Annotated in this window: 19 protein-coding genes; all 19 read left to right on the plus strand. The window is 37.8% G+C overall.

Features of this window, described 5'->3' with window-relative positions:
* The first annotated feature begins 16 nt into the window (after positions 1-16).
* The 19 genes from rnhB to COL05_RS04535 all read left to right on the plus strand — a co-directional run bounded on the left by rnhB (position 17) and on the right by COL05_RS04535 (position 20,736).
* The gene (rnhB, locus tag COL05_RS04445; RefSeq protein WP_098667730.1) at positions 17-790 is read left to right on the plus strand and encodes a ribonuclease HII; all 774 of its coding nucleotides are present in this window, start codon (positions 17-19) and stop codon (positions 788-790) included.
* Positions 791-983: 193 nt separating this feature from the next.
* Positions 984-2,144 carry an ADP-forming succinate--CoA ligase subunit beta gene (sucC, locus tag COL05_RS04450; protein ID WP_001020785.1) on the plus strand — a complete coding sequence of 387 codons (1,161 nt, stop codon included), beginning with the start codon at positions 984-986 and terminating at the stop codon, positions 2,142-2,144.
* A 19-nt stretch (positions 2,145-2,163) separates the two neighbouring features.
* Positions 2,164-3,066 (plus strand): succinate--CoA ligase subunit alpha, encoded by a 903-nt coding sequence (gene sucD / locus COL05_RS04455; RefSeq protein WP_000115178.1) that lies wholly within the window; start codon positions 2,164-2,166, stop codon positions 3,064-3,066.
* 87 nt (positions 3,067-3,153) lie between these two features.
* Complete coding sequence (dprA, locus tag COL05_RS04460) at positions 3,154-4,023, plus strand: DNA-processing protein DprA (protein WP_098667731.1); 870 nt, start codon at positions 3,154-3,156, stop codon at positions 4,021-4,023.
* 144 nt (positions 4,024-4,167) lie between these two features.
* On the plus strand, positions 4,168-6,246 hold the full coding sequence (topA, locus tag COL05_RS04465; RefSeq protein ID WP_098667732.1) for a type I DNA topoisomerase: 2,079 nt from the start codon (positions 4,168-4,170) through the stop codon (positions 6,244-6,246).
* Positions 6,247-6,296: 50 nt separating this feature from the next.
* Entirely contained in the window at positions 6,297-7,601 is a 1,305-nt protein-coding gene (gene trmFO, locus COL05_RS04470; RefSeq protein ID WP_098667768.1) for an FADH(2)-oxidizing methylenetetrahydrofolate--tRNA-(uracil(54)-C(5))-methyltransferase TrmFO, read from the plus strand.
* A gap of 65 nt (positions 7,602-7,666) precedes the next feature.
* Entirely contained in the window at positions 7,667-8,566 is a 900-nt protein-coding gene (xerC, locus tag COL05_RS04475; RefSeq protein WP_098667733.1) for a tyrosine recombinase XerC, read from the plus strand.
* Positions 8,567-8,608: 42 nt separating this feature from the next.
* Positions 8,609-9,151: an ATP-dependent protease proteolytic subunit HslV gene (gene hslV, locus COL05_RS04480; protein ID WP_000526271.1), complete on the plus strand. Its 543-nt coding sequence runs from the start codon at positions 8,609-8,611 to the stop codon at positions 9,149-9,151.
* Positions 9,152-9,173: 22 nt separating this feature from the next.
* On the plus strand, positions 9,174-10,565 hold the full coding sequence (gene hslU / locus COL05_RS04485; protein ID WP_002194930.1) for an ATP-dependent protease ATPase subunit HslU: 1,392 nt from the start codon (positions 9,174-9,176) through the stop codon (positions 10,563-10,565).
* A 77-nt stretch (positions 10,566-10,642) separates the two neighbouring features.
* Positions 10,643-11,422 (plus strand): GTP-sensing pleiotropic transcriptional regulator CodY, encoded by a 780-nt coding sequence (gene codY, locus COL05_RS04490; protein ID WP_000421288.1) that lies wholly within the window; start codon positions 10,643-10,645, stop codon positions 11,420-11,422.
* Between the two features lie 352 nt (positions 11,423-11,774).
* Positions 11,775-12,476 carry a 30S ribosomal protein S2 gene (gene rpsB / locus COL05_RS04495; protein WP_000111485.1) on the plus strand — a complete coding sequence of 234 codons (702 nt, stop codon included), beginning with the start codon at positions 11,775-11,777 and terminating at the stop codon, positions 12,474-12,476.
* Positions 12,477-12,579: 103 nt separating this feature from the next.
* On the plus strand, positions 12,580-13,467 hold the full coding sequence (tsf, locus tag COL05_RS04500) for a translation elongation factor Ts (protein WP_060631984.1): 888 nt from the start codon (positions 12,580-12,582) through the stop codon (positions 13,465-13,467).
* Positions 13,468-13,533: 66 nt separating this feature from the next.
* Positions 13,534-14,256 carry a UMP kinase gene (pyrH, locus tag COL05_RS04505; RefSeq protein WP_000042663.1) on the plus strand — a complete coding sequence of 241 codons (723 nt, stop codon included), beginning with the start codon at positions 13,534-13,536 and terminating at the stop codon, positions 14,254-14,256.
* 2 nt (positions 14,257-14,258) lie between these two features.
* Entirely contained in the window at positions 14,259-14,816 is a 558-nt protein-coding gene (frr, locus tag COL05_RS04510; protein WP_000531503.1) for a ribosome recycling factor, read from the plus strand.
* An 85-nt stretch (positions 14,817-14,901) separates the two neighbouring features.
* Complete coding sequence (gene uppS, locus COL05_RS04515; RefSeq protein ID WP_078419066.1) at positions 14,902-15,678, plus strand: undecaprenyl pyrophosphate synthase; 777 nt, start codon at positions 14,902-14,904, stop codon at positions 15,676-15,678.
* Between the two features lie 17 nt (positions 15,679-15,695).
* Positions 15,696-16,487: a phosphatidate cytidylyltransferase gene (gene cdsA / locus COL05_RS04520; protein ID WP_098667734.1), complete on the plus strand. Its 792-nt coding sequence runs from the start codon at positions 15,696-15,698 to the stop codon at positions 16,485-16,487.
* Positions 16,488-16,510: 23 nt separating this feature from the next.
* Positions 16,511-17,653 (plus strand): 1-deoxy-D-xylulose-5-phosphate reductoisomerase, encoded by a 1,143-nt coding sequence (dxr, locus tag COL05_RS04525; protein ID WP_098667735.1) that lies wholly within the window; start codon positions 16,511-16,513, stop codon positions 17,651-17,653.
* A 16-nt stretch (positions 17,654-17,669) separates the two neighbouring features.
* On the plus strand, positions 17,670-18,926 hold the full coding sequence (rseP, locus tag COL05_RS04530; protein WP_139365409.1) for an RIP metalloprotease RseP: 1,257 nt from the start codon (positions 17,670-17,672) through the stop codon (positions 18,924-18,926).
* A 109-nt stretch (positions 18,927-19,035) separates the two neighbouring features.
* Positions 19,036-20,736: a proline--tRNA ligase gene (locus COL05_RS04535; protein WP_098667736.1), complete on the plus strand. Its 1,701-nt coding sequence runs from the start codon at positions 19,036-19,038 to the stop codon at positions 20,734-20,736.
* Positions 20,737-20,822 lie beyond the last annotated feature (86 nt).

Consider the following 20,822-nt stretch of genomic DNA (forward strand, 5'->3'; position numbering starts at 1 on the left):
AAAGGGAGTGGCATGAATGCAAAAAGTGACTATTCAAGAAGCGGAACATTTACTGCAAGAAATTATGAGTGAAGAGGATGATCGCTTTCAAATATTAATGAAAGATGAACGTAAAGGGATACAAAAGCTCATTACGAAGTGGTATAAACAAAAAGAGTTAGCGCAAAAGGAAAAAGAAAAATTTCTAGAAATGTCTAAGTATGAAAATGCATTACGTGAAAAAGGCCTCACATATATCGCTGGTATAGATGAAGTGGGGCGCGGGCCGCTAGCTGGGCCTGTCGTGACGGCAGCTGTTGTCCTTCCAGAAGATTTTTATATTCCAGGGTTAAATGATTCCAAAAAGCTGAGTGAGGCGAAGCGAGAGCGTTTTTATGATGAAATTAAAGCGCAAGCAATTGCAATTGGAGTTGGAATTGTATCACCGCAAGTGATTGATGAAATAAATATTTATCAAGCGACGAAACAAGCGATGTTAGATGCTGTTGCAAATTTATCTTGTACACCAGAATACTTATTAATTGATGCGATGAAACTCCCTACACCAATTCCGCAAACATCCATTATTAAAGGTGATGCAAAAAGTATCTCTATTTCAGCTGCATCCATTATTGCAAAAGTAACGAGAGATCGTATGATGAAAGAACTTGGAGAAAAGTATCCTGCATATGGATTTGAACAACATATGGGATATGGAACGAAACAACATTTAGAAGCGATCGAAGCGCATGGAGTATTAGAAGAACACCGAAAATCGTTTGCGCCAATTAAAGATATGATTCAAAAATAAGCTGTGTTTTCACAGCTTATTTTTTATTTTGACATATAAACATTACTATTTTCAAAAAAGAATAAAGCGATTTCAGTTTTCTGACACTTTATTGTAGACAGCGTGCCAATCATCTTATACAATGGCAATGTAATGTTTTTTAAACATTAAAAAACTTTTCGAGTAAAACAGGAAAACAGGGGAGGATGGGACCATGAATATCCATGAGTACCAAGGTAAGGCAGTCCTTAGAAGCTATGGGGTTAGCGTTCCGAACGGGAAGGTTGCATTTACAGTAGAAGAAGCTGTAGAAGCAGCGAAAGAATTAGGAACGGATGTATGTGTAGTAAAAGCACAGATTCACGCTGGTGGACGCGGCAAAGCTGGCGGGGTAAAAGTTGCAAAAAATTTAGATGAAGTTCGTACATATGCAGAGAGCATTTTAGGAACTACACTTGTGACACATCAAACAGGTCCTGAAGGTAAGGAAGTAAAACGCTTACTTATCGAAGAAGGTTGCGATATTAAAAAAGAATATTATGTAGGTCTTGTTTTAGACCGAGCAACTTCCCAAGTTGTTTTAATGGCGTCTGAAGAAGGCGGAACAGAAATTGAAGAAGTAGCAGAAAAAACACCTGAAAAAATCTTTAAAGAATATATTGATCCGGCAGTAGGCTTACAAGGCTTCCAAGCGCGCCGAATCGCATTTAACATCAATATTCCAAAAGAGCTTGTAGGACAAGCTGTGAAGTTTATGATGGGCTTATACCGTGCGTTTATCGAAAAAGATTGCTCTATCGCGGAGATTAACCCACTTGTTACAACAGGTGACGGTAAGGTTATGGCATTAGATGCGAAATTAAACTTTGATTCTAACGCTTTATATCGCCATAAAGATATTTTAGAACTTCGTGATCTTGATGAAGAAGATGCAAAAGAAATCGAAGCTTCTAAATATGACTTAAACTACATTCCTTTAGATGGAAATATCGGTTGTATGGTTAATGGTGCAGGTTTAGCGATGGCTACAATGGATATCATTAAACATTACCATGGCGATCCAGCTAACTTCTTAGATGTTGGTGGCGGTGCGACAGCTGAAAAAGTTACAGAAGCATTCAAAATTATCCTTTCTGACAAAAATGTAAAAGGTATCTTCGTTAACATTTTTGGTGGCATTATGAAGTGTGATGTTATCGCAGAAGGTGTTATTGAAGCAACGAAACAAGTAGGTCTTGAGTTACCTTTAGTTGTACGTCTTGAAGGTACAAACGTAGAGTTAGGTAAGAAAATTTTAAATGAGTCTGGCTTAAATATTGTTGCAGCAGAATCTATGGCAGACGGTGCACAAAAAATTGTTTCACTAGTGGGCTAATAGAAAGCGGGGGAGAAAAATGAGCGTATTAGTTAATAAAGATACAAAAGTTATTGTTCAAGGTATTACAGGTTCTCAAGGGTTATTCCACACAAAACAAATGATTGAATACGGTACGAAAATTGTCGGTGGTGTAACGCCAGGTAAAGGTGGCACTGATATTGAAGGTGTACCAGTATTTGATACTGTAGAAGATGCAGTGAAAGCAACAGGTGCAAACGCTTCAGTTGTATACGTTCCACCCGCTTTTGCGGCTGATGCAATTATGGAAGCAGTTGATGCAGAAATTGATTTAGTAGTATGTATTACTGAAGGAATTCCTGTATTAGATATGGTAAATGTAAAGAGATATATGGCTGGTAAACATACACGTTTACTTGGACCAAACTGCCCAGGTGTTATCACGCCTGATGAATGTAAAATCGGTATTATGCCAGGATACATTCATAAAAAAGGTCATGTAGGTATCGTATCTCGCTCTGGTACATTAACATATGAGGCTGTACATCAGTTAACACAAGAAGGTATTGGTCAATCTACGGCTGTAGGTATCGGCGGAGACCCTGTTAACGGTACAGACTTTATTGATGCGTTAAAAGCATTTAATGAAGATGAAGAAACACATGCTGTAATTATGATTGGTGAAATCGGTGGTACAGCGGAAGAAGAGGCAGCTGAATGGGTGAAAGCTAATATGACAAAACCTGTTGTAGGCTTCATTGGCGGCCAAACAGCGCCTGCTGGCAAGCGTATGGGTCATGCTGGTGCAATCATTTCTGGCGGCAAAGGAACTGCTGCAGAAAAGATTAAAACGATGGAAGCTTGCGGTATTAAAGTAGCGGAAACTCCAGCAGTTATGGGTGAAACGTTAATCTCTGTTTTAAAAGAAAAAGGTCTATTTGAAACTTGTAAAAACTATTAATCTGTTGAAAGACACCTTCTTACTTGAAGGTGTCTTTTTACAAACTTCTTGTTAACATAATAAAAATTATGGGTAAGGAGAATTATGATGAAAAGAGAACGATTATTGCATCTCCACTACTTGTTAGCGGATCATTGGAAGGTAATAGAGAGGCTATTATATGTCGATCCAGAATTGAAGGAAATATACACTTTTAATGCAAAACAAATGGAATGTTACACTGGAATATCCTCAAAAAAATCTTCAGAATTAGTAAATTTTCTTCAAAGTTCAAATCTCCCGCAATATATATCTTATTTAGAGAAAAACCGAATCTTTTATATGACTATATGGGATGAAGAGTACCCACAATTATTACGTGAAATACAAGACCCTCCCTTTGTATTATATGGAAAAGGAGAGAAGGATTTCCTCAATAAAGCGAACAAATTAGCGGTTGTTGGAACGAGAGAACCGACTTTATATGGACATGAGAGTTTACAATTTATTTTACATCCATTATTAGAAAAGGAATGGCTTATTGTCAGTGGGTTTGCAAGAGGGATAGATACGATGTCCCATGAAATTACAGTAAGACGGCATTGCCCGACTATAGCGATACTAGGACACGGATTATCGTATATATATCCAAAAGAGAATCGATATTTATATGAAGCTTGGAATGAATATATATTGTTATTAACAGAGTATCCTCCGCACTATGCACCGAAAAAATGGTATTTTCCAAAGAGAAATCGGATTATTAGTGGTATAAGTAAAGGTGTTTTAGTTGTAGAAGCGAAATCGAGAAGCGGAACACTTATTACCGCGGACCTTGCTTTAGAGCAAAATAGAGAGGTATTTGCCCTTCCTGGACCGATATTTATAGATAGTGCATCAGGAACAAATCATCTAATTCAACAAGGGGCGAAACTAGTAAGAAATGCAGAAGATATCCTAGAAGAGATTTTAAATTAACCTTATATTTTTATGTTTTTATTAAACAATTATTGACAAATGGTAGATAGGCACTGTATGGTATATTCATTCTTGATTGACAAAAACAAGAGAAATCAATAAGATTAATGAAGACTTGAATCCACCTCTTAAGGAGGCACTAGCATGTCAGATTACCTCGTAATCGTGGAGTCGCCTTCTAAGGCGAAGACCATTGAGAAATATTTAGGGAAAAAATACAAAGTTGTCGCGTCTATGGGACACGTTCGCGATTTACCTAAAAGCCAAATGGGGATAGAAGTAAAGAACAACTTCACCCCGAAGTACATTACCATTCGTGGTAAAGGTCCCGTCTTAAAAGACTTAAAATCAGCGGCAAAAAAAGCAAAGAAAGTCTATCTCGCGGCCGATCCAGACCGCGAAGGGGAAGCTATTGCTTGGCATTTAGCCAATACGTTAAATGTGGACGTTGAATCAGATTGCCGAGTTGTGTTTAATGAGATTACAAAAGATGCAATAAAAGAATCATTCAAACATCCTCGAGCGATCAATATGGATTTAGTAGATGCACAACAAGCAAGACGTATACTAGATCGTCTTGTTGGTTACAATATTAGTCCTTTATTATGGAAGAAAGTAAAAAAAGGATTAAGTGCAGGACGCGTACAATCTGTAGCAGTTCGTTTAATTATCGAACGTGAAAGAGAAATTCAAAGTTTTGAGCCTGAAGAATTCTGGACAATTAAGACAGAATTTGTGAAAGGGAAAGACACATTTGAAGCAAGCTTTTACGGTGTAGATGGTGAAAAAGTTCAATTAACGAATGAAACGCAAGTGAATGAAATAATTGAACAGTTGAAAGATAATGCGTTCTCAGTTGAAAATGTAACGCGAAAAGAGCGAAAACGTAATCCTGCATTACCGTTTACGACATCTTCCTTGCAACAAGAGGCAGCGCGTAAGTTAAACATGCGAGCAAAGAAAACGATGATGCTTGCGCAGCAATTGTATGAAGGAATTGATCTTGGAAAACAAGGAACTGTCGGTTTAATTACGTATATGAGAACTGATTCAACACGTATCTCAGAAACAGCTCAAACAGAGGCGCGTGCTTACATTACTGAGGCGTTTGGTGCGGAATACATAGGAACAGAAAAGAAGAAAGAGACGAAGAAATCGAACGCACAAGATGCGCATGAGGCAATTCGTCCTACTTCGGTAATGAGAAAGCCAGAGGAACTAAAGAGTTTCTTAAGTCGTGATCAACTTCGATTGTATAAATTGATTTGGGAGCGATTTGTTGCAAGTCAAATGGCGTCTGCTATAATGGATACTGTGACAGCGAGACTCATTAATAACAATGTTCAGTTCCGTGCAAGTGGATCGGTTGTAAAGTTCCCAGGATTTATGAAAGTGTATGTAGAGTCGAAAGATGACGGTGCTGAAGAAAAGGATAAGATGTTACCACCTTTAGAAGTGGGGGAAACAGTATTTTCTAAGGATCTAGAACCGAAGCAACACTTTACACAACCGCCGCCGCGCTATACAGAGGCTCGTCTAGTAAGAACACTTGAAGAGCTTGGAATTGGAAGACCGTCGACTTACGTACCGACACTTGAAACAATTCAAAAACGTGGGTATGTAGGTTTGGATAATAAACGATTCGTTCCAACTGAACTTGGTGAAATAGTAATTGAACTTATTTTAGAGTTTTTCCCAGAAATTATTAACATCGAATTTACTGCTAACATGGAGCAAAGCCTCGATGAAGTAGAAGAAGGAAATGCGAATTGGGTAAAAATTGTTGATGATTTCTACGTAGGATTTGAACCGCGTTTAGAAAAAGCGGAAAAAGAAATGCGTGAAGTAGAAATTAAAGATGAACCAGCTGGGGAAGACTGTGAATTATGTAATCACCCAATGGTCTTTAAAATGGGTAAATATGGGAAGTTTATGGCTTGTTCGAATTTCCCGGATTGTCGTAATACAAAACCGATTGTGAAAGAAATCGGTGTTACTTGTCCGAAATGTGATAAAGGTCAAATTATTGAACGTCGTAGTAATAAAAAGAAACGTCTTTTCTATGGATGCGGTACGTATCCAGAGTGTGACTTTGTATCTTGGGATAAGCCGATTGGTCGTAAATGTCCGAAGTGCGAAGGTATGTTAGTAGAGAAGAAGTTGAAAAAAGGCGTGCAAGTACAATGTATTTCGTGTGATTATGAAGAAGAACAACAAATGTGAGCGTAACTGCTCACATTTTTTTCGGGAAGAAAAGGAAAGGTGATAAATATATGACAACACAAGTAGTAAACGTCATTGGCGCAGGTCTTGCAGGAAGCGAAGCAGCTTACCAAATTGCAAAACGTGGTGTCCAAGTAAGATTATATGAAATGAGACCGGTAAAGCAAACGCCAGCTCATCACACAGATAAATTTGCAGAGTTAGTATGTAGTAACTCGCTTCGTGCGAACACATTAACAAATGCTGTTGGTGTTATTAAAGAAGAAATGCGCTTAATGGATTCTGTTATTATCCGTGCAGCTGATGAGTGCTCTGTACCAGCAGGAGGGGCTTTAGCTGTAGATCGTCATGAGTTTGCGGCAAAAGTAACGGAATACGTGAAGAACCATCCAAACGTAACTGTGATGAATGAAGAAATCACTGAAATCCCAGAAGGTCCTACTGTTATCGCGACAGGTCCACTTACGTCACCTGATCTTTCTGCACAATTAAAAGAATTAACAGGTGAAGACTATTTTTATTTCTATGATGCTGCAGCACCGATTGTTGAGAAAGACAGCATTGATATGAATAAAGTGTATTTAAAATCTCGTTACGATAAAGGTGAAGCAGCATATTTAAACTGCCCAATGACGGAAGAGGAATTTGATCGTTTTTACGAGGCTTTAATCGCTGCTGAAACAGTACCTTTAAAAGAATTTGAAAAAGAAATTTTCTTTGAAGGTTGTATGCCGGTAGAAGTTATGGCAAGTAGAGGAAGACAGACACTAGTATTTGGGCCGATGAAGCCTGTTGGATTAGAAGATCCAAAAACAGGGAAAACGCCATATGCTGTTGTTCAGTTACGTCAGGACGATGCAGCGGGAACGCTATATAATATCGTAGGTTTCCAAACGCATTTAAAGTGGGGACCACAAAAAGAAGTATTACAGTTGATTCCAGGACTGGAAAATGCGGAGATTGTACGTTATGGTGTTATGCATCGTAATACGTTTATTAACTCACCTAATTTACTTCGTCCAACATACCAATATAAACAACGTGATGATTTATTCTTCGCTGGTCAAATGACTGGAGTAGAGGGATATGTTGAATCGGCGGCTTCAGGATTGCTAGCAGGTATTAATGCTGCTCGACTTGTGAAAGGTGAAGAGCCAGTTGTATTACCGCCTGTAACTGCAATGGGAAGTATGGCGAACTATATTACTGCGACAAACGCGAAAAACTTCCAACCAATGAATGCGAACTTCGGACTGTTTGCGCCGTTAGAGAAGAAAATTAAGAAGAAAGCAGAACGTAATGAAGCCTATGCAACACGCGCTTTAGAAACGATTCGAAATTTTGTAAATATTTAGTTAAATTTCTTGCAAAGGCTACTAAGTTGTGATACGATTTAGTAGCCTTTATTGAGGTGAGTTGTGTGAATGTGAAGAAATTGTTACAATTATTCGTTGGATATTTACAAATTGAAAGAAATTATTCAAAATATACAATTGCAAGTTATCAAAATGATTTAGAACATTTTGTGCAATTTATGGAGCGAGAAGGCATATCCTCTTTTTTAGATATTACATACGCGGATGTTCGTTTGTACTTAACGACGTTGCACGATGAAAAGTTAGCCCGTAAATCTGTCGCAAGAAAAGTATCAAGCTTACGAAGTTTATATCGTTTTTTGATGCGTGAAGGTTATCGAAAAGATAATCCGTTTGCACTTGCGTCACTCCCCAAAAAAGAATTGTCAATCCCAAAGTTTTTATATGCTGAAGAATTAGAGGAATTATTTGAAGTTTCTGATACGGAAACACCGCTAGGTCAAAGGAATCAAGCTTTATTAGAGTTGATGTATGCGACTGGGATCCGTGTGAGTGAATGTGTCAATTTACAACTTACCGATATTGACTTCGCGGTGGGAACAATTTTAGTAATGGGAAAAGGAAAAAAACAAAGGTATATTCCGTTCGGGAGCTATGCACAAGATGCTTTAATTACTTATATAGAGAACGGGAGAAAACAGTTAGCTCAAAAAACTGAAGAACAATCTCATATGGTATTTTTAAACGCGAAAGGTACGCCGCTGACAAGTCGAGGGGTACGCTATGTATTAAACGAACTCATTAAGAAAGCTTCACTGACAATGCGGATAAGTCCTCACATGTTAAGGCATACATTTGCTACACACATGTTAGATGAAGGGGCAGATTTACGTACTGTACAGGAGCTACTCGGTCATGAGAATTTGTCGACGACACAAATTTATACGCATGTCTCTAAAGAAAGATTGCGATCTGTCTACATGAAGCATCACCCACGGGCATAAATTGCTTTTAAAGCTATAAAAACATATAAAGGAGTTTTTTCTATGGGAAATTTCCACGCTACAACGATATTTGCAGTTCATCATAATGGAGAATGTGCAATGGCTGGAGATGGCCAGGTGACAATGGGAAATGCTGTTGTAATGAAACATACAGCTCGTAAAGTTCGTAAACTTTTCCAAGGGAAAGTTTTAGCTGGTTTTGCAGGATCGGTTGCTGATGCATTTACTCTTTTTGAAATGTTTGAAGGAAAATTAGAAGAGTATAATGGGAACTTGCAGCGTGCTGCTGTTGAAATGGCGAAACAATGGCGTGGCGACAAAATGTTACGTCAGCTAGAAGCGATGCTCATTGTCATGGATAAAACAACGATGCTCCTTGTATCAGGTACAGGAGAAGTGATTGAACCGGATGATGGTATTTTAGCAATTGGATCTGGCGGGAATTATGCGCTTTCAGCAGGTCGTGCTTTAAAGCAATATGCAAGTGAACATTTAACAGCGAAGCAAATTGCGAAAGCGAGTTTAGACATTGCAGGCGATATTTGTGTGTATACAAACCACAATATAATTGTGGAAGAATTGTAGAATCGTAAGGGAGGCATTTTATATGCATTTACATTTTACTCCGCGTCAAATTGTGGAAAAATTAGATCAATACATTATCGGTCAAAAAGATGCGAAGAAAGCGGTTGCTGTAGCTTTAAGAAATCGATACCGCCGAAGTAAATTAGCTGAAAATCTACGTGATGAAATTGCACCTAAAAATATTTTAATGATTGGACCGACAGGTGTTGGTAAAACAGAGGTAGCACGACGAATGGCGAAACTCGTTGGAGCACCTTTTATTAAGGTTGAAGCTACTAAATTTACAGAAGTTGGATATGTAGGTAGAGATGTAGAATCGATGGTACGTGACCTTGTGGAAACGTCAGTTCGTATCGTGAAAGAAGAAATGGTAGTTAACGTACAAGACAAAGCAGAAGAACAAGCGAATCAACGTCTTGTTGAAATTTTAGTGCCGAGTCCGGAGAAGCAATCTGGATTTAAAAACCCATTAGAAATGTTATTTGGTGGCGCTCAAAATTCAAATCAAACAACAGATTCACAGGAAGATGTTGAAATCGAAAAGAAACGTCAAGACGTCGAAAGAAAGCTTGCTGCAGGACTTCTTGAAGATGAGATTGTATCGATTGAAGTGACTGAACAACAGTCTTCTATGTTTGATATGTTACAAGGAACTGGCATGGAACAAATGGGAATGAATTTCCAAGATGCGTTAGGAAGTTTTATGCCGAAAAAAACAAAAAAACGTAAACTTTCTGTAAAAGAAGCAAGAAAAGTCTTGACAAATGAGGAAGCACAGCGCTTAATTGATATGGATGAAGTTACACAAGAGGCTGTTTATCGTGCTGAACAGCTCGGGATTATTTTTATCGATGAAATTGACAAAATTGCTGGTAAGCAGTCGAATAGCGTAGATGTATCACGTGAAGGTGTGCAACGTGACATTTTGCCAATTGTAGAAGGATCGAATGTTGCGACAAAATACGGATCAGTAAAAACGGATTATATTTTATTCGTTGCAGCTGGAGCGTTTCATATGTCTAAACCGTCGGATTTAATTCCGGAATTACAAGGGAGATTTCCGATTCGAGTAGAATTAACGAAATTATCGACTGATGATTTTGTTAAAATATTAATCGAGCCTGACAATGCGTTAATTAAACAATATATGGCTTTATTAGCGACTGAAGGTATAGAAATTGAATTTTCAGACGAAGCTATTCGTAAGATTGCTGAGATTGCTTATCAAGTTAATCAGGATACAGATAATATTGGAGCAAGAAGACTTCATACGATTATGGAGAAGCTCCTTGAAGATTTATCGTTTGAAGCATCTGAAATTACGTTAGAGAAAATAACGATAACACCTCAATACGTTGAGGAGAAATTAGCAACGATTGCTAAAAATAAAGATGTGAGCCAGTTTATTTTGTAATAGTGTCATCAGGTGACTCGCCCTAGTTTCCAAGTGATGAAAAAATATGTGAGTAATATGTAGGAGGAACTTTTGAAATGGAATTATTAGCAAAAACAAGAAAATTAAATGCGTTATTACAGAGCGCAGCAGGAAAACCTGTAAACTTTAGAGAAATGTCTGACACAATGTGTGAAGTAATCGAAGCGAACGTATTCGTAGTAAGTCGTCGTGGTAAATTACTAGGATATGCAATTCACCAACAAATCGAGAATGAGCGTATGAAACAAATGCTTGCAGAGCGTCAATTCCCAGAAGAGTATACACAAAGCTTATTCAACATTACAGAAACATCTTCAAACTTAGATGTAAACAGTGCTTACACAGCATTCCCAGTAGAAAATAAAGAATTATTTGGTCAAGGTTTAACTACAATCGTACCGATCGTTGGTGGCGGTGAGCGCTTAGGTACATTAGTATTAGCTCGTCTTGGTCAAGAGTTCTTGGACGATGATTTAATCCTTGCTGAGTACAGCTCAACTGTTGTAGGTATGGAAATTTTACGTGAAAAAGCAGAAGAAATCGAAGAAGAAGCACGTAGCAAAGCTGTTGTTCAAATGGCGATCAGCTCATTATCTTACAGTGAGTTAGAAGCAATCGAGCACATCTTCGAAGAGTTAAACGGAACAGAAGGTTTACTTGTTGCAAGTAAGATCGCTGACCGCGTAGGAATCACTCGTTCAGTAATTGTAAATGCACTTCGTAAATTAGAAAGTGCTGGTGTAATTGAGTCACGTTCGTTAGGTATGAAAGGAACATACATTAAAGTATTAAACGACAAATTCTTACATGAACTTGCTAAATTAAAAACAAACTAATTTATAAAACTCTCCTCATGTTTTTGAGGAGAGTTTTTTTGTGTATAACAGATTGATGTTGTTTGTAAATAGCGTCATAATCTTATTATTTTGAAAAGCTATGAATTGAATTTTATTTTTTTGCTTAAAAGAAATGCAGGTTGGTAATACTAGAATTCGAGTATGGACAAAGAAAGTTTTACATTGTTCGCATTTTCGACTTGATTGTAATATTTCAGTATGATATAGTAAGCAGTGGTGTCAGTACAAAGTACACACGTTTACTGATTTAAGTGTTGGTGCTACGTTTGTAGTTTCGCTTAGAGATGAAGTAAACGGAGGATATCAAAAACCATTTAGGAGGAACTATATTATGTCAGTAATTTCTATGAAGCAATTGCTTGAAGCTGGTGTTCATTTCGGACATCAAACTCGTCGTTGGAACCCAAAAATGAAGCGTTACATTTTCACAGAGCGTAACGGTATCTACATCATCGACTTACAAAAAACTGTGAAAAAAGTTGAGGAAGCTTACAGAACGATGCGTGACATCGCTGCTGAAGGCGGAGACATCTTATTCGTAGGTACTAAAAAACAAGCACAAGAAGCTATTAAAGAAGAAGCAACTCGTGCTGGTATGTACTTCGTTAACCAACGTTGGTTAGGTGGAACTTTAACAAACTTCCAAACAATCCAAAAGCGTATCAAGCGTCTTAAAGACATCGAAAGAATGCAAGAAGATGGTACTTTCGAAGTACTTCCTAAGAAAGAAGTTGTTCAACTTAAAAAAGAGTTAGAGCGTCTTGAGAAATTCTTAGGCGGTATTAAAGATATGAAAGGTCTTCCAAGTGCATTATTCGTAGTAGACCCTCGTAAAGAGCGTATTGCAGTTGCTGAAGCACGCAAATTACACATTCCAATCATCGGTATCGTTGATACAAACTGTGATCCAGACGAAATCGATCACGTTATCCCAGCAAACGATGATGCAATTCGTGCTGTAAAACTTCTTACATCTAAAATGGCAGACGCGATCCTTGAAGCAAAACAAGGTGAAGAAACTGTTACTGCGTAACAAAGTTGGAAAGGTGATAAGGGGTTCGGCCTTTTATCACCTTTTTTAAGGTATAAACACCTTTATAAAAGGTATAAATACATATTTTAGGAGGATGAAAAGTATGGCAATCACTGCACAAATGGTAAAAGAATTACGTGAAAAAACTGGCGCAGGTATGATGGACTGCAAAAAAGCTTTAACAGAAACTAACGGCGACATGGAGAAGGCAATTGACTTCTTACGTGAAAAAGGTATCGCGAAAGCTGCTAAAAAAGCAGACCGCATCGCTGCTGAAGGTTTAACTTTCATCGAAACAAACGGTAACGACGGTTTAATCTTAGAATTAAACTCTGAAACTGATTTCGTTGCGAAAAACGAAGGTTTCCAAACATTAATTAAAGAATTAGCTGCTCACTTATTAACTAACAAACCAGCTAACGTTGAAGAAGCTATGGCTCAAACAATGGAAAACGGTAAAAAAGTTGAAGAGCACATCAACGAAGCAATTGCTAAAATTGGTGAAAAACTTACACTTCGTCGTTTCGAAATCGTATCAAAAACTGATGCAGATGCATTCGGCGCTTACCTACACATGGGTGGACGCATTGGTGTTCTAACAGTTCTTGAAGGTTCTACTGACGAAGCAGCTGCTAAAGATGTTGCAATGCACATCGCTGCAGTTAACCCTAAATACATCGACCGCGATGCTGTAACAGCTGAAGAAGTTGAGCATGAGCGTCAAGTATTAACACAACAAGCATTAAACGAAGGCAAGCCTGAAAAAATCGTTGCAAAAATGGTTGAAGGTCGTCTTGGCAAATTCTTCGAAGAAATTTGCTTACTTGACCAAGCATTCGTTAAAAACCCTGATATGAAAGTTCGTCAGTTCGTTGAGTCTAAAGGCGGAACATTAAAAGGATTCGTTCGCTACGCTGTTGGTGAAGGTATCGAAAAACGCGAAGACAACTTTGCTGAAGAAGTAATGAACCAAGTAAAAGGTAGTAACTAATACAGATTAGGGAACACATTGTGTTCCCTTTTTTAAAATAAAGATGTAAGCAATTGGAGGTTCATTATGAGTAAACCGAAATATAATCGTGTCGTTTTAAAGCTAAGTGGAGAAGCTTTAGCTGGAGAGCAAGGATTTGGAATTAACCCGGCTGTTATTAAGTCAGTTGCGGAACAAGTGAAAGAAATTGCAGAACTAGATGTAGAGGTTGCTGTTGTTGTTGGTGGCGGTAACATTTGGCGTGGAAAAATTGGAAGTGAGATGGGCATGGATCGTGCAGGAGCAGATTACATGGGCATGTTAGCAACAGTTATGAATTCATTAGCTCTTCAAGATAGCTTAGAGAATATCGGAATTCAAACTCGCGTACAAACTTCAATTGAAATGCGTCAAGTGGCAGAGCCTTACATTCGTCGTAAAGCAGTTCGTCACTTAGAGAAGAAACGTGTTGTTATCTTTGCAGCAGGTACAGGTAATCCATACTTCTCTACAGATACAACAGCGGCATTACGTGCGGCAGAAATTGAAGCAGACGTAATTTTAATGGCGAAAAACAATGTAGATGGCGTATACAATGCGGACCCATCTATTGACCCAACAGCTACGAAATACGAAACGCTTACTTACTTAGATGTATTAAAAGAAGGTTTAGGTGTAATGGATTCTACAGCTTCTTCTCTATGTATGGATAATGATATTCCATTAATTGTATTCTCAGTTATGGAAAAAGGTAATATTAAACGTGCCGTTTTAGGCGAAAATATTGGAACAGTTGTAAGGGGGAAATAAATATGGGACAACAAGTATTAAAGTCTTCAAATGAAAAAATGGAAAAAGCAGTTGCTGCTTATTCTCGTGAATTAGCAACAGTTCGTGCTGGCCGTGCAAGCGCGTCTGTATTAGATAAAGTACAAGTTGATTACTATGGTGCACCAACACCAGTTGTGCAATTAGCGAACATTACAGTTCCAGAAGCACGTTTACTTGTAATTCAACCTTATGATAAAACTTCTATCGGTGATATCGAAAAAGCGATTTTAAAAGCAGATTTAGGCTTAAACCCTTCTAATGACGGAACTGTAATTCGTATTGCATTCCCTGCATTAACAGAAGAGCGTCGTCGTGATCTTGTAAAAGTTGTGAAAAAATATGCTGAAGAAGCAAAAGTTGCTGTTCGTAACGTACGTCGTGACGGTAACGATGATCTTAAGAAGCTTGAAAAAGCTGGCGAGATTACAGAAGATGATTTAAGAGGATATACTGAAGATATCCAAAAAGAAACAGATAAATATATTGCAAAAGTTGACGAAATCGCAAAAAACAAAGAAAAAGAAATCATGGAAGTGTAATAGCGATACTTTCGCAAATATGACCCTCTTCTTAAGGGGGTCTTTTTACACTTTTAGGCATACGTCTGCTTGCTGGAGGGTATGAATGATGTTTAAAAACTTTCCTTTTTTTAAAGGTAAAAAGGACACATCGTTTGATCATCTCGTTGAAGAAGTGAAAAAAGGATACATCCCAGAACACATTGCCATCATTATGGATGGTAATGGAAGATGGGCAAAGAGGAGAGCGATGCCTCGTATTGCGGGACATCATGAAGGCATGCAAGTTGTAAAGAAAATCACAAAATTTGCAAGCAAACTTAATGTAAAAGTATTGACTCTTTATGCTTTTTCAACTGAGAACTGGAAAAGACCGAAAAAGGAAGTTGATTATTTAATGAGGCTTCCGGAAGAATTTTTAGGTACATTTTTACCAGAATTGATTGAAGAGAACGTACAAGTCCGAGTAATAGGACAACAAGATCGTCTTCCTACGCATACACGCAGAGCGATGGAGAAGGCCATGGAAGATACGAAAGAGAATACGGGATTAATTCTGAATTTCGCGTTAAACTATGGAAGTCGAGATGAAATCGTTTCTGCTGTGCAACATATGATGAGAGATAGTGAGGAAGGAAAGATTCGTGTAGAAGATGTAAGTGAAGAAATGCTTTCTTCCTACTTAATGACGAGTTCTTTACCTGATCCAGAGTTGTTAATCCGTACGAGCGGAGAGCTACGTATTAGTAATTTCATGTTATGGCAAATTGCATATTCGGAATTTTGGTTTACAGATGTGTATTGGCCAGATTTTACCGAGGAACATTTGCTAAATGCGATTACAGACTTTCAACATAGAGGGCGCAGATTCGGAGGCGTGTAGAAAGAGAGGGTTTGGTAGTGAAACAGAGAATTATTACTGGAGTGGTTGCTGCCGCGCTATTCATTCCCATCGTAATTTACGGTGGCGTGCCTTTTACGGTTTTAGTGTATGCACTTGCTTCTATAGGTTTATATGAATTAATTCGTATGAATAAGCTTACGCTTATTTCAGTACCAACAGTTTTAGCTGCAGTATTATTATGGGTTATTTTAATTCCAAGTAGTGCATCAGAACTGTTTACTTGGATTGGATTAGGTAAATTAGAAATCACATTTGTGATTGTTTTATTACTTTTATCATATACAGTCCTTTCTAAGAATACATTTACTTTTGACCATGCTTCCTTTTTACTAATGGCAACAACATATGTTGCAATGGGATTCTTATATTTGAATGAAACGAGAATTTTAGGAATTAAATATGTGTTTTGCGCATTATTTGTTATATGGGCTACTGATTCAGGCGCATATTTCGTAGGAAAAGCATTGGGAAAAAGAAAATTATGGCCAAAAATTAGTCCAAATAAAACGATTGAAGGTTCATTGGGCGGCATCGTTTGTGGGATTGTTGTGGCAATTGTTTACAATATGTTCTTCCCAGTTGAGGCAAATGTAGGGATTTTAATTGTGTTGACAATTATCATTTCTATTTTTGGACAAATTGGTGATTTAGTACAATCTGCATTTAAACGTCATTATGGAGTAAAAGATTCAGGTACAATTTTACCTGGACATGGTGGTATATTAGATCGAACAGATAGTTGGTTATTTGTTTTACCAATTCTCTACTTCTTATTACAATACAATTAATAAATGAACGAGGGGTTGGAGTCATGAAAAACATTAGTTTATTAGGTGCAAGCGGATCAATTGGTACACAAACTTTAGATGTATTACGCTCGCACCCAGACCAATTCCGTCTCGTTGCTTTTTCTGTAGGGAAAAATATTGACTACGCAGTAAAGGTAATTCAAGAATTTTCTCCGCAAATTGTCTCTGTGCAAAGAGAGGAAGATGTTTTAAAATTACAAGCTGTCTCTGGTAATACAAAAATTGTATATGGTAGTGAAGGGCTTTTAGAAGTAGCATTACATCCAGATGCAGAGATTGTAGTAAATGCTGTTGTAGGTAGCGTAGGGTTGTTACCAACACTTCGTGCAATTGAGGCGAAAAAAACAATTGGAATTGCAAACAAAGAAACGTTAGTAACTGCAGGGCATCTTGTAATGGAAGCAGCGCGAAAACATAATGTTTCGTTACTTCCAGTAGACAGTGAACATTCAGCTATTTTTCAATGCTTGAATGGTGAAAATGAAAAAAGAATTTCTCGGCTAATTATTACGGCTTCTGGAGGAAGTTTCCGCGATAAAACGAGAGATGAATTGCATCATGTGACCGTAGAAGATGCGCTTCGACATCCAAACTGGTCAATGGGTTCGAAAATTACAATTGATTCTGCTACAATGATGAATAAGGGGCTAGAAGTAATTGAAGCACATTGGCTTTTTGGTATCCCTTATGAGCAAATCGATGTTGTTTTACATAAAGAAAGTATTATTCATTCTATGGTTGAATTTGAAGATCGTAGTGTGATGGCACAGCTTGGCTCACCTGATATGCGAGTACCAATTCAATACGCACTTACATATCCTGATCGATTACCTCTTTCAGACACAAAGCAGTTAAATTTATGGGAAATGGGTACATTGCATTTTGAGAAAATGAACCAAGAACGTTTCCGTTGCTTGCGCTTTGCGTATGAAGCTGGAAAAGCAGGTGGAAGTATGCCAGCTGTAATGAATGCAGCGAATGAAGTAGCTGTTGAAGCTTTTTTACAAAAGAGAATTGGTTTCTTAACAGTGGAAGACCTCATTGAAAAAGCAATGAACCATCACAATGTCATTGCACGTCCGAGCTTAGAGGAAATTCTGGAAATTGATGCAACCACAAGACGGTTTGTGATGGAACAAATTTAGCAAAGGTGGTATGGAATTGAATACAGCGATTGCCTTTATATTAATTTTCGGTGCACTCGTATTTTTCCATGAGCTAGGGCATCTATATTTCGCAAAAAGAGCAGGTATTTTATGCCGTGAGTTTGCGATTGGTTTTGGTCCGAAAATATTCTCATTTGAAAAGAATGAAACGGTGTATACGATTCGATTACTGCCCCTTGGTGGCTATGTAAGAATGGCTGGCGAGGATGCAGACACAGTAGAGTTAAAGCCTGGGAAAAAGGTTGGCCTTGTATTAAATGAAAAAGACGAAGTTGCAAAATTAGTTTTTGATGGATATGAAAAGTATCCAAATGTTCGCGTTATTGAAGTGGAACAAGCTGATTTAGAACATAATTTAACAATTTCGGGCTATGAAGAGTACGAGGAAGAGCTTCAAACATTCCGAGTGAATGAAAAGGCTCGTATTATTACTGCTGGTGAAGAAATTCAAATTGCTCCGTATAACAGGCAGTTTGGCTCTAAAAAATTAGGTCAACGTGCCCTAACAATCTTTGCAGGTCCTGCAATGAACTTCATTTTAGCGTTTGTTATTTTTGTGATTCTTGGATTTGTACAAGGTGTTCCTGTTGACAAGCCAATGGTCGGAAAAGTAATGGAGAATAGTGCAGCAGAGCAAGCGGGATTAAAAGAAAATGATACAATTCAAGCAATTGATGGGAAAAACACAAGTACATGGAAAGATGTTGTTACCATTGTACGTGAAAACCCGAATAAAGAAATTACGTTACAAGTAAAGCGTGATAGTGAACAGTTTAATGTGAAAGTAACGCCAACGCTTGATAAAGAAGGTAAAGAAGAAGTTGGTAGAATCGGTGTCTACTCTCCTGTAGAGAAAACAGTGATGGGTTCTATTAAATCAGGTTTTGAACAAACATACCAATGGACGAAACTAATTTTTGAGTCTCTTGTGAAATTAGTAACTGGTCAATTTTCTATTAATGAGTTGTCAGGTCCAGTAGGAATTTATAATCTAACAGATCAAGTAGTAGATTATGGATTTACGCGTGTATTAAGTTTAGCTGCAGTATTAAGTATTAACCTTGGTTTATTTAATTTACTACCAGTTCCTGCTTTAGATGGTGGACGTTTATTCTTCTTCTTAATTGAAGCGTTACGAGGGAAACCAATTGATCGCCAAAAAGAAGGAATGGTTCACTTTATTGGTTTTGCATTATTAATGTTACTTATGTTAGTTGTAACTTGGAATGACATTCGTAAGTTTTTCTTGTAAAATAAAGTGAAACTTATAATGAAATAGAGCTCGTAGAATAAAATCCCTCACCTAACTCGAGGTGAGGGGTTTTCCTGCGTGTAAGAGTAAAATGAAGAGGTGCGAATAAATGAAACAAAGTATGGTATTCAGTCCTACATTACGTGAAGTTCCAGCTGATGCGGAGATTAAGAGTCATCAGTTATTACTTCGTGCAGGTTTTATGCGTCAAAATGCTTCTGGTATTTATAGTTTTCTACCATTTGGTTTAAAAGTACTACACAAAGTAGAACGTATCGTTCGAGAAGAAATGGAGCGCGCAGGTGCTGTAGAATTATTAATGCCAGCGATGCAAGCTGCAGAATTATGGCAAGAATCAGGCCGTTGGTATTCTTACGGATCTGAATTAATGCGTATGAAAGATCGTAACGCTCGTGAATTCGCATTAGGAGCGACACACGAGGAAGTAATTACGGATCTTGTACGTGATGAAGTAAAGTCATATAAAAAATTACCGTTAACATTATACCAAATTCAAACAAAATTCCGTGACGAACAAAGACCTCGTTTCGGTTTATTACGTGGAAGAGAGTTTCTAATGAAAGATGCATACTCTTTCCATGCTACACAAGAGAGCTTAGATGAAGTGTATGATCGCTTATACAAAGCATACTCTAACATTTTTGCTCGTTGTGGTTTGAATTTCCGTGCAGTTATTGCTGATTCTGGAGCAATGGGCGGAAAAGATACACATGAATTTATGGTATTATCTGATGTTGGTGAAGATACAATTGCATATTCTGATACATCTGATTATGCAGCGAACATCGAAATGGCTCCTGTTGTAGCTACGTATACGAAGAGTGACGAAGCAGAAAAAGCACTTGAAAAAGTAGCAACACCAGACCAAAAAGCAATTGAAGAAGTATCTGCATTCTTAAACATTGAAGCTGACAAGTGCATTAAGTCTATGGTATTTAAAGTAGATGAGAAATTAGTAGTGGTACTTGTTCGTGGAGATCATGAAGTAAACGATGTAAAAGTGAAAAATGTATACGGTGCTTCAGTTGTTGAACTTGCTTCTCATGAAGAAGTAAAACAACTATTAAATTGTGAAGTTGGTTCATTAGGGCCGATTGGTGTAACAGGTGATATCGAAATTATCGCTGACCATGCTGTAGCATCGATTGTTAACGGATGTTCAGGAGCGAACGAAGAAGGATTCCATTATGTAAATGTAAATCCAGAACGTGATTTTAAAGTAAGTCAATATACAGATTTACGTTTCATCCAAGAAGGAGACAAATCTCCAGATGGAAACGGAACAATTCTTTTCGCACGCGGAATTGAAGTTGGTCATGTATTCAAATTAGGAACTCGTTATAGTGAAGCAATGAACGCAACATTCCTAGATGAAAACGGAAAAACACAACCGCTTATTATGGGTTGTTACGGTATCGGGGTATCTCGTACAGTAGCAGCAATTGCAGAGCAGTTTAACGATGAGAACGGTTTAGTTTGGCCAAAAGCTGTTGCACCATTCCATGTGCATGTAATTCCAGTAAATATGAAATCTGATGCACAACGTGAAATGGGTGAAAATATCTACAACTCATTACAAGAGCAAGGATATGAAGTATTACTAGATGATCGTGCAGAACGTGCAGGTGTTAAATTTGCAGATGCAGATTTATTCGGCCTTCCGGTTCGCGTGACAGTTGGTAAAAAAGCAGACGAAGGTATTGTAGAAGTGAAGGTACGCGCTACAGGCGAGTCTGAAGAAGTAAAAGTAGAAGAACTTCAAACATATATTGCTAATATTTTAAAATAAGAAGAGGTACCTCGTAATGAGGTACCTTCTCTTTCTTTGTAAACGTATTTTGTAAAAGAAGAAGGGGGAAATCTTTCTTTGTAGTA

Origin of the sequence: Bacillus sp. AFS059628, assembly GCF_002571225.1 — a bacterium.
GTDB lineage: Bacteria > Bacillota > Bacilli > Bacillales > Bacillaceae_G > Bacillus_A.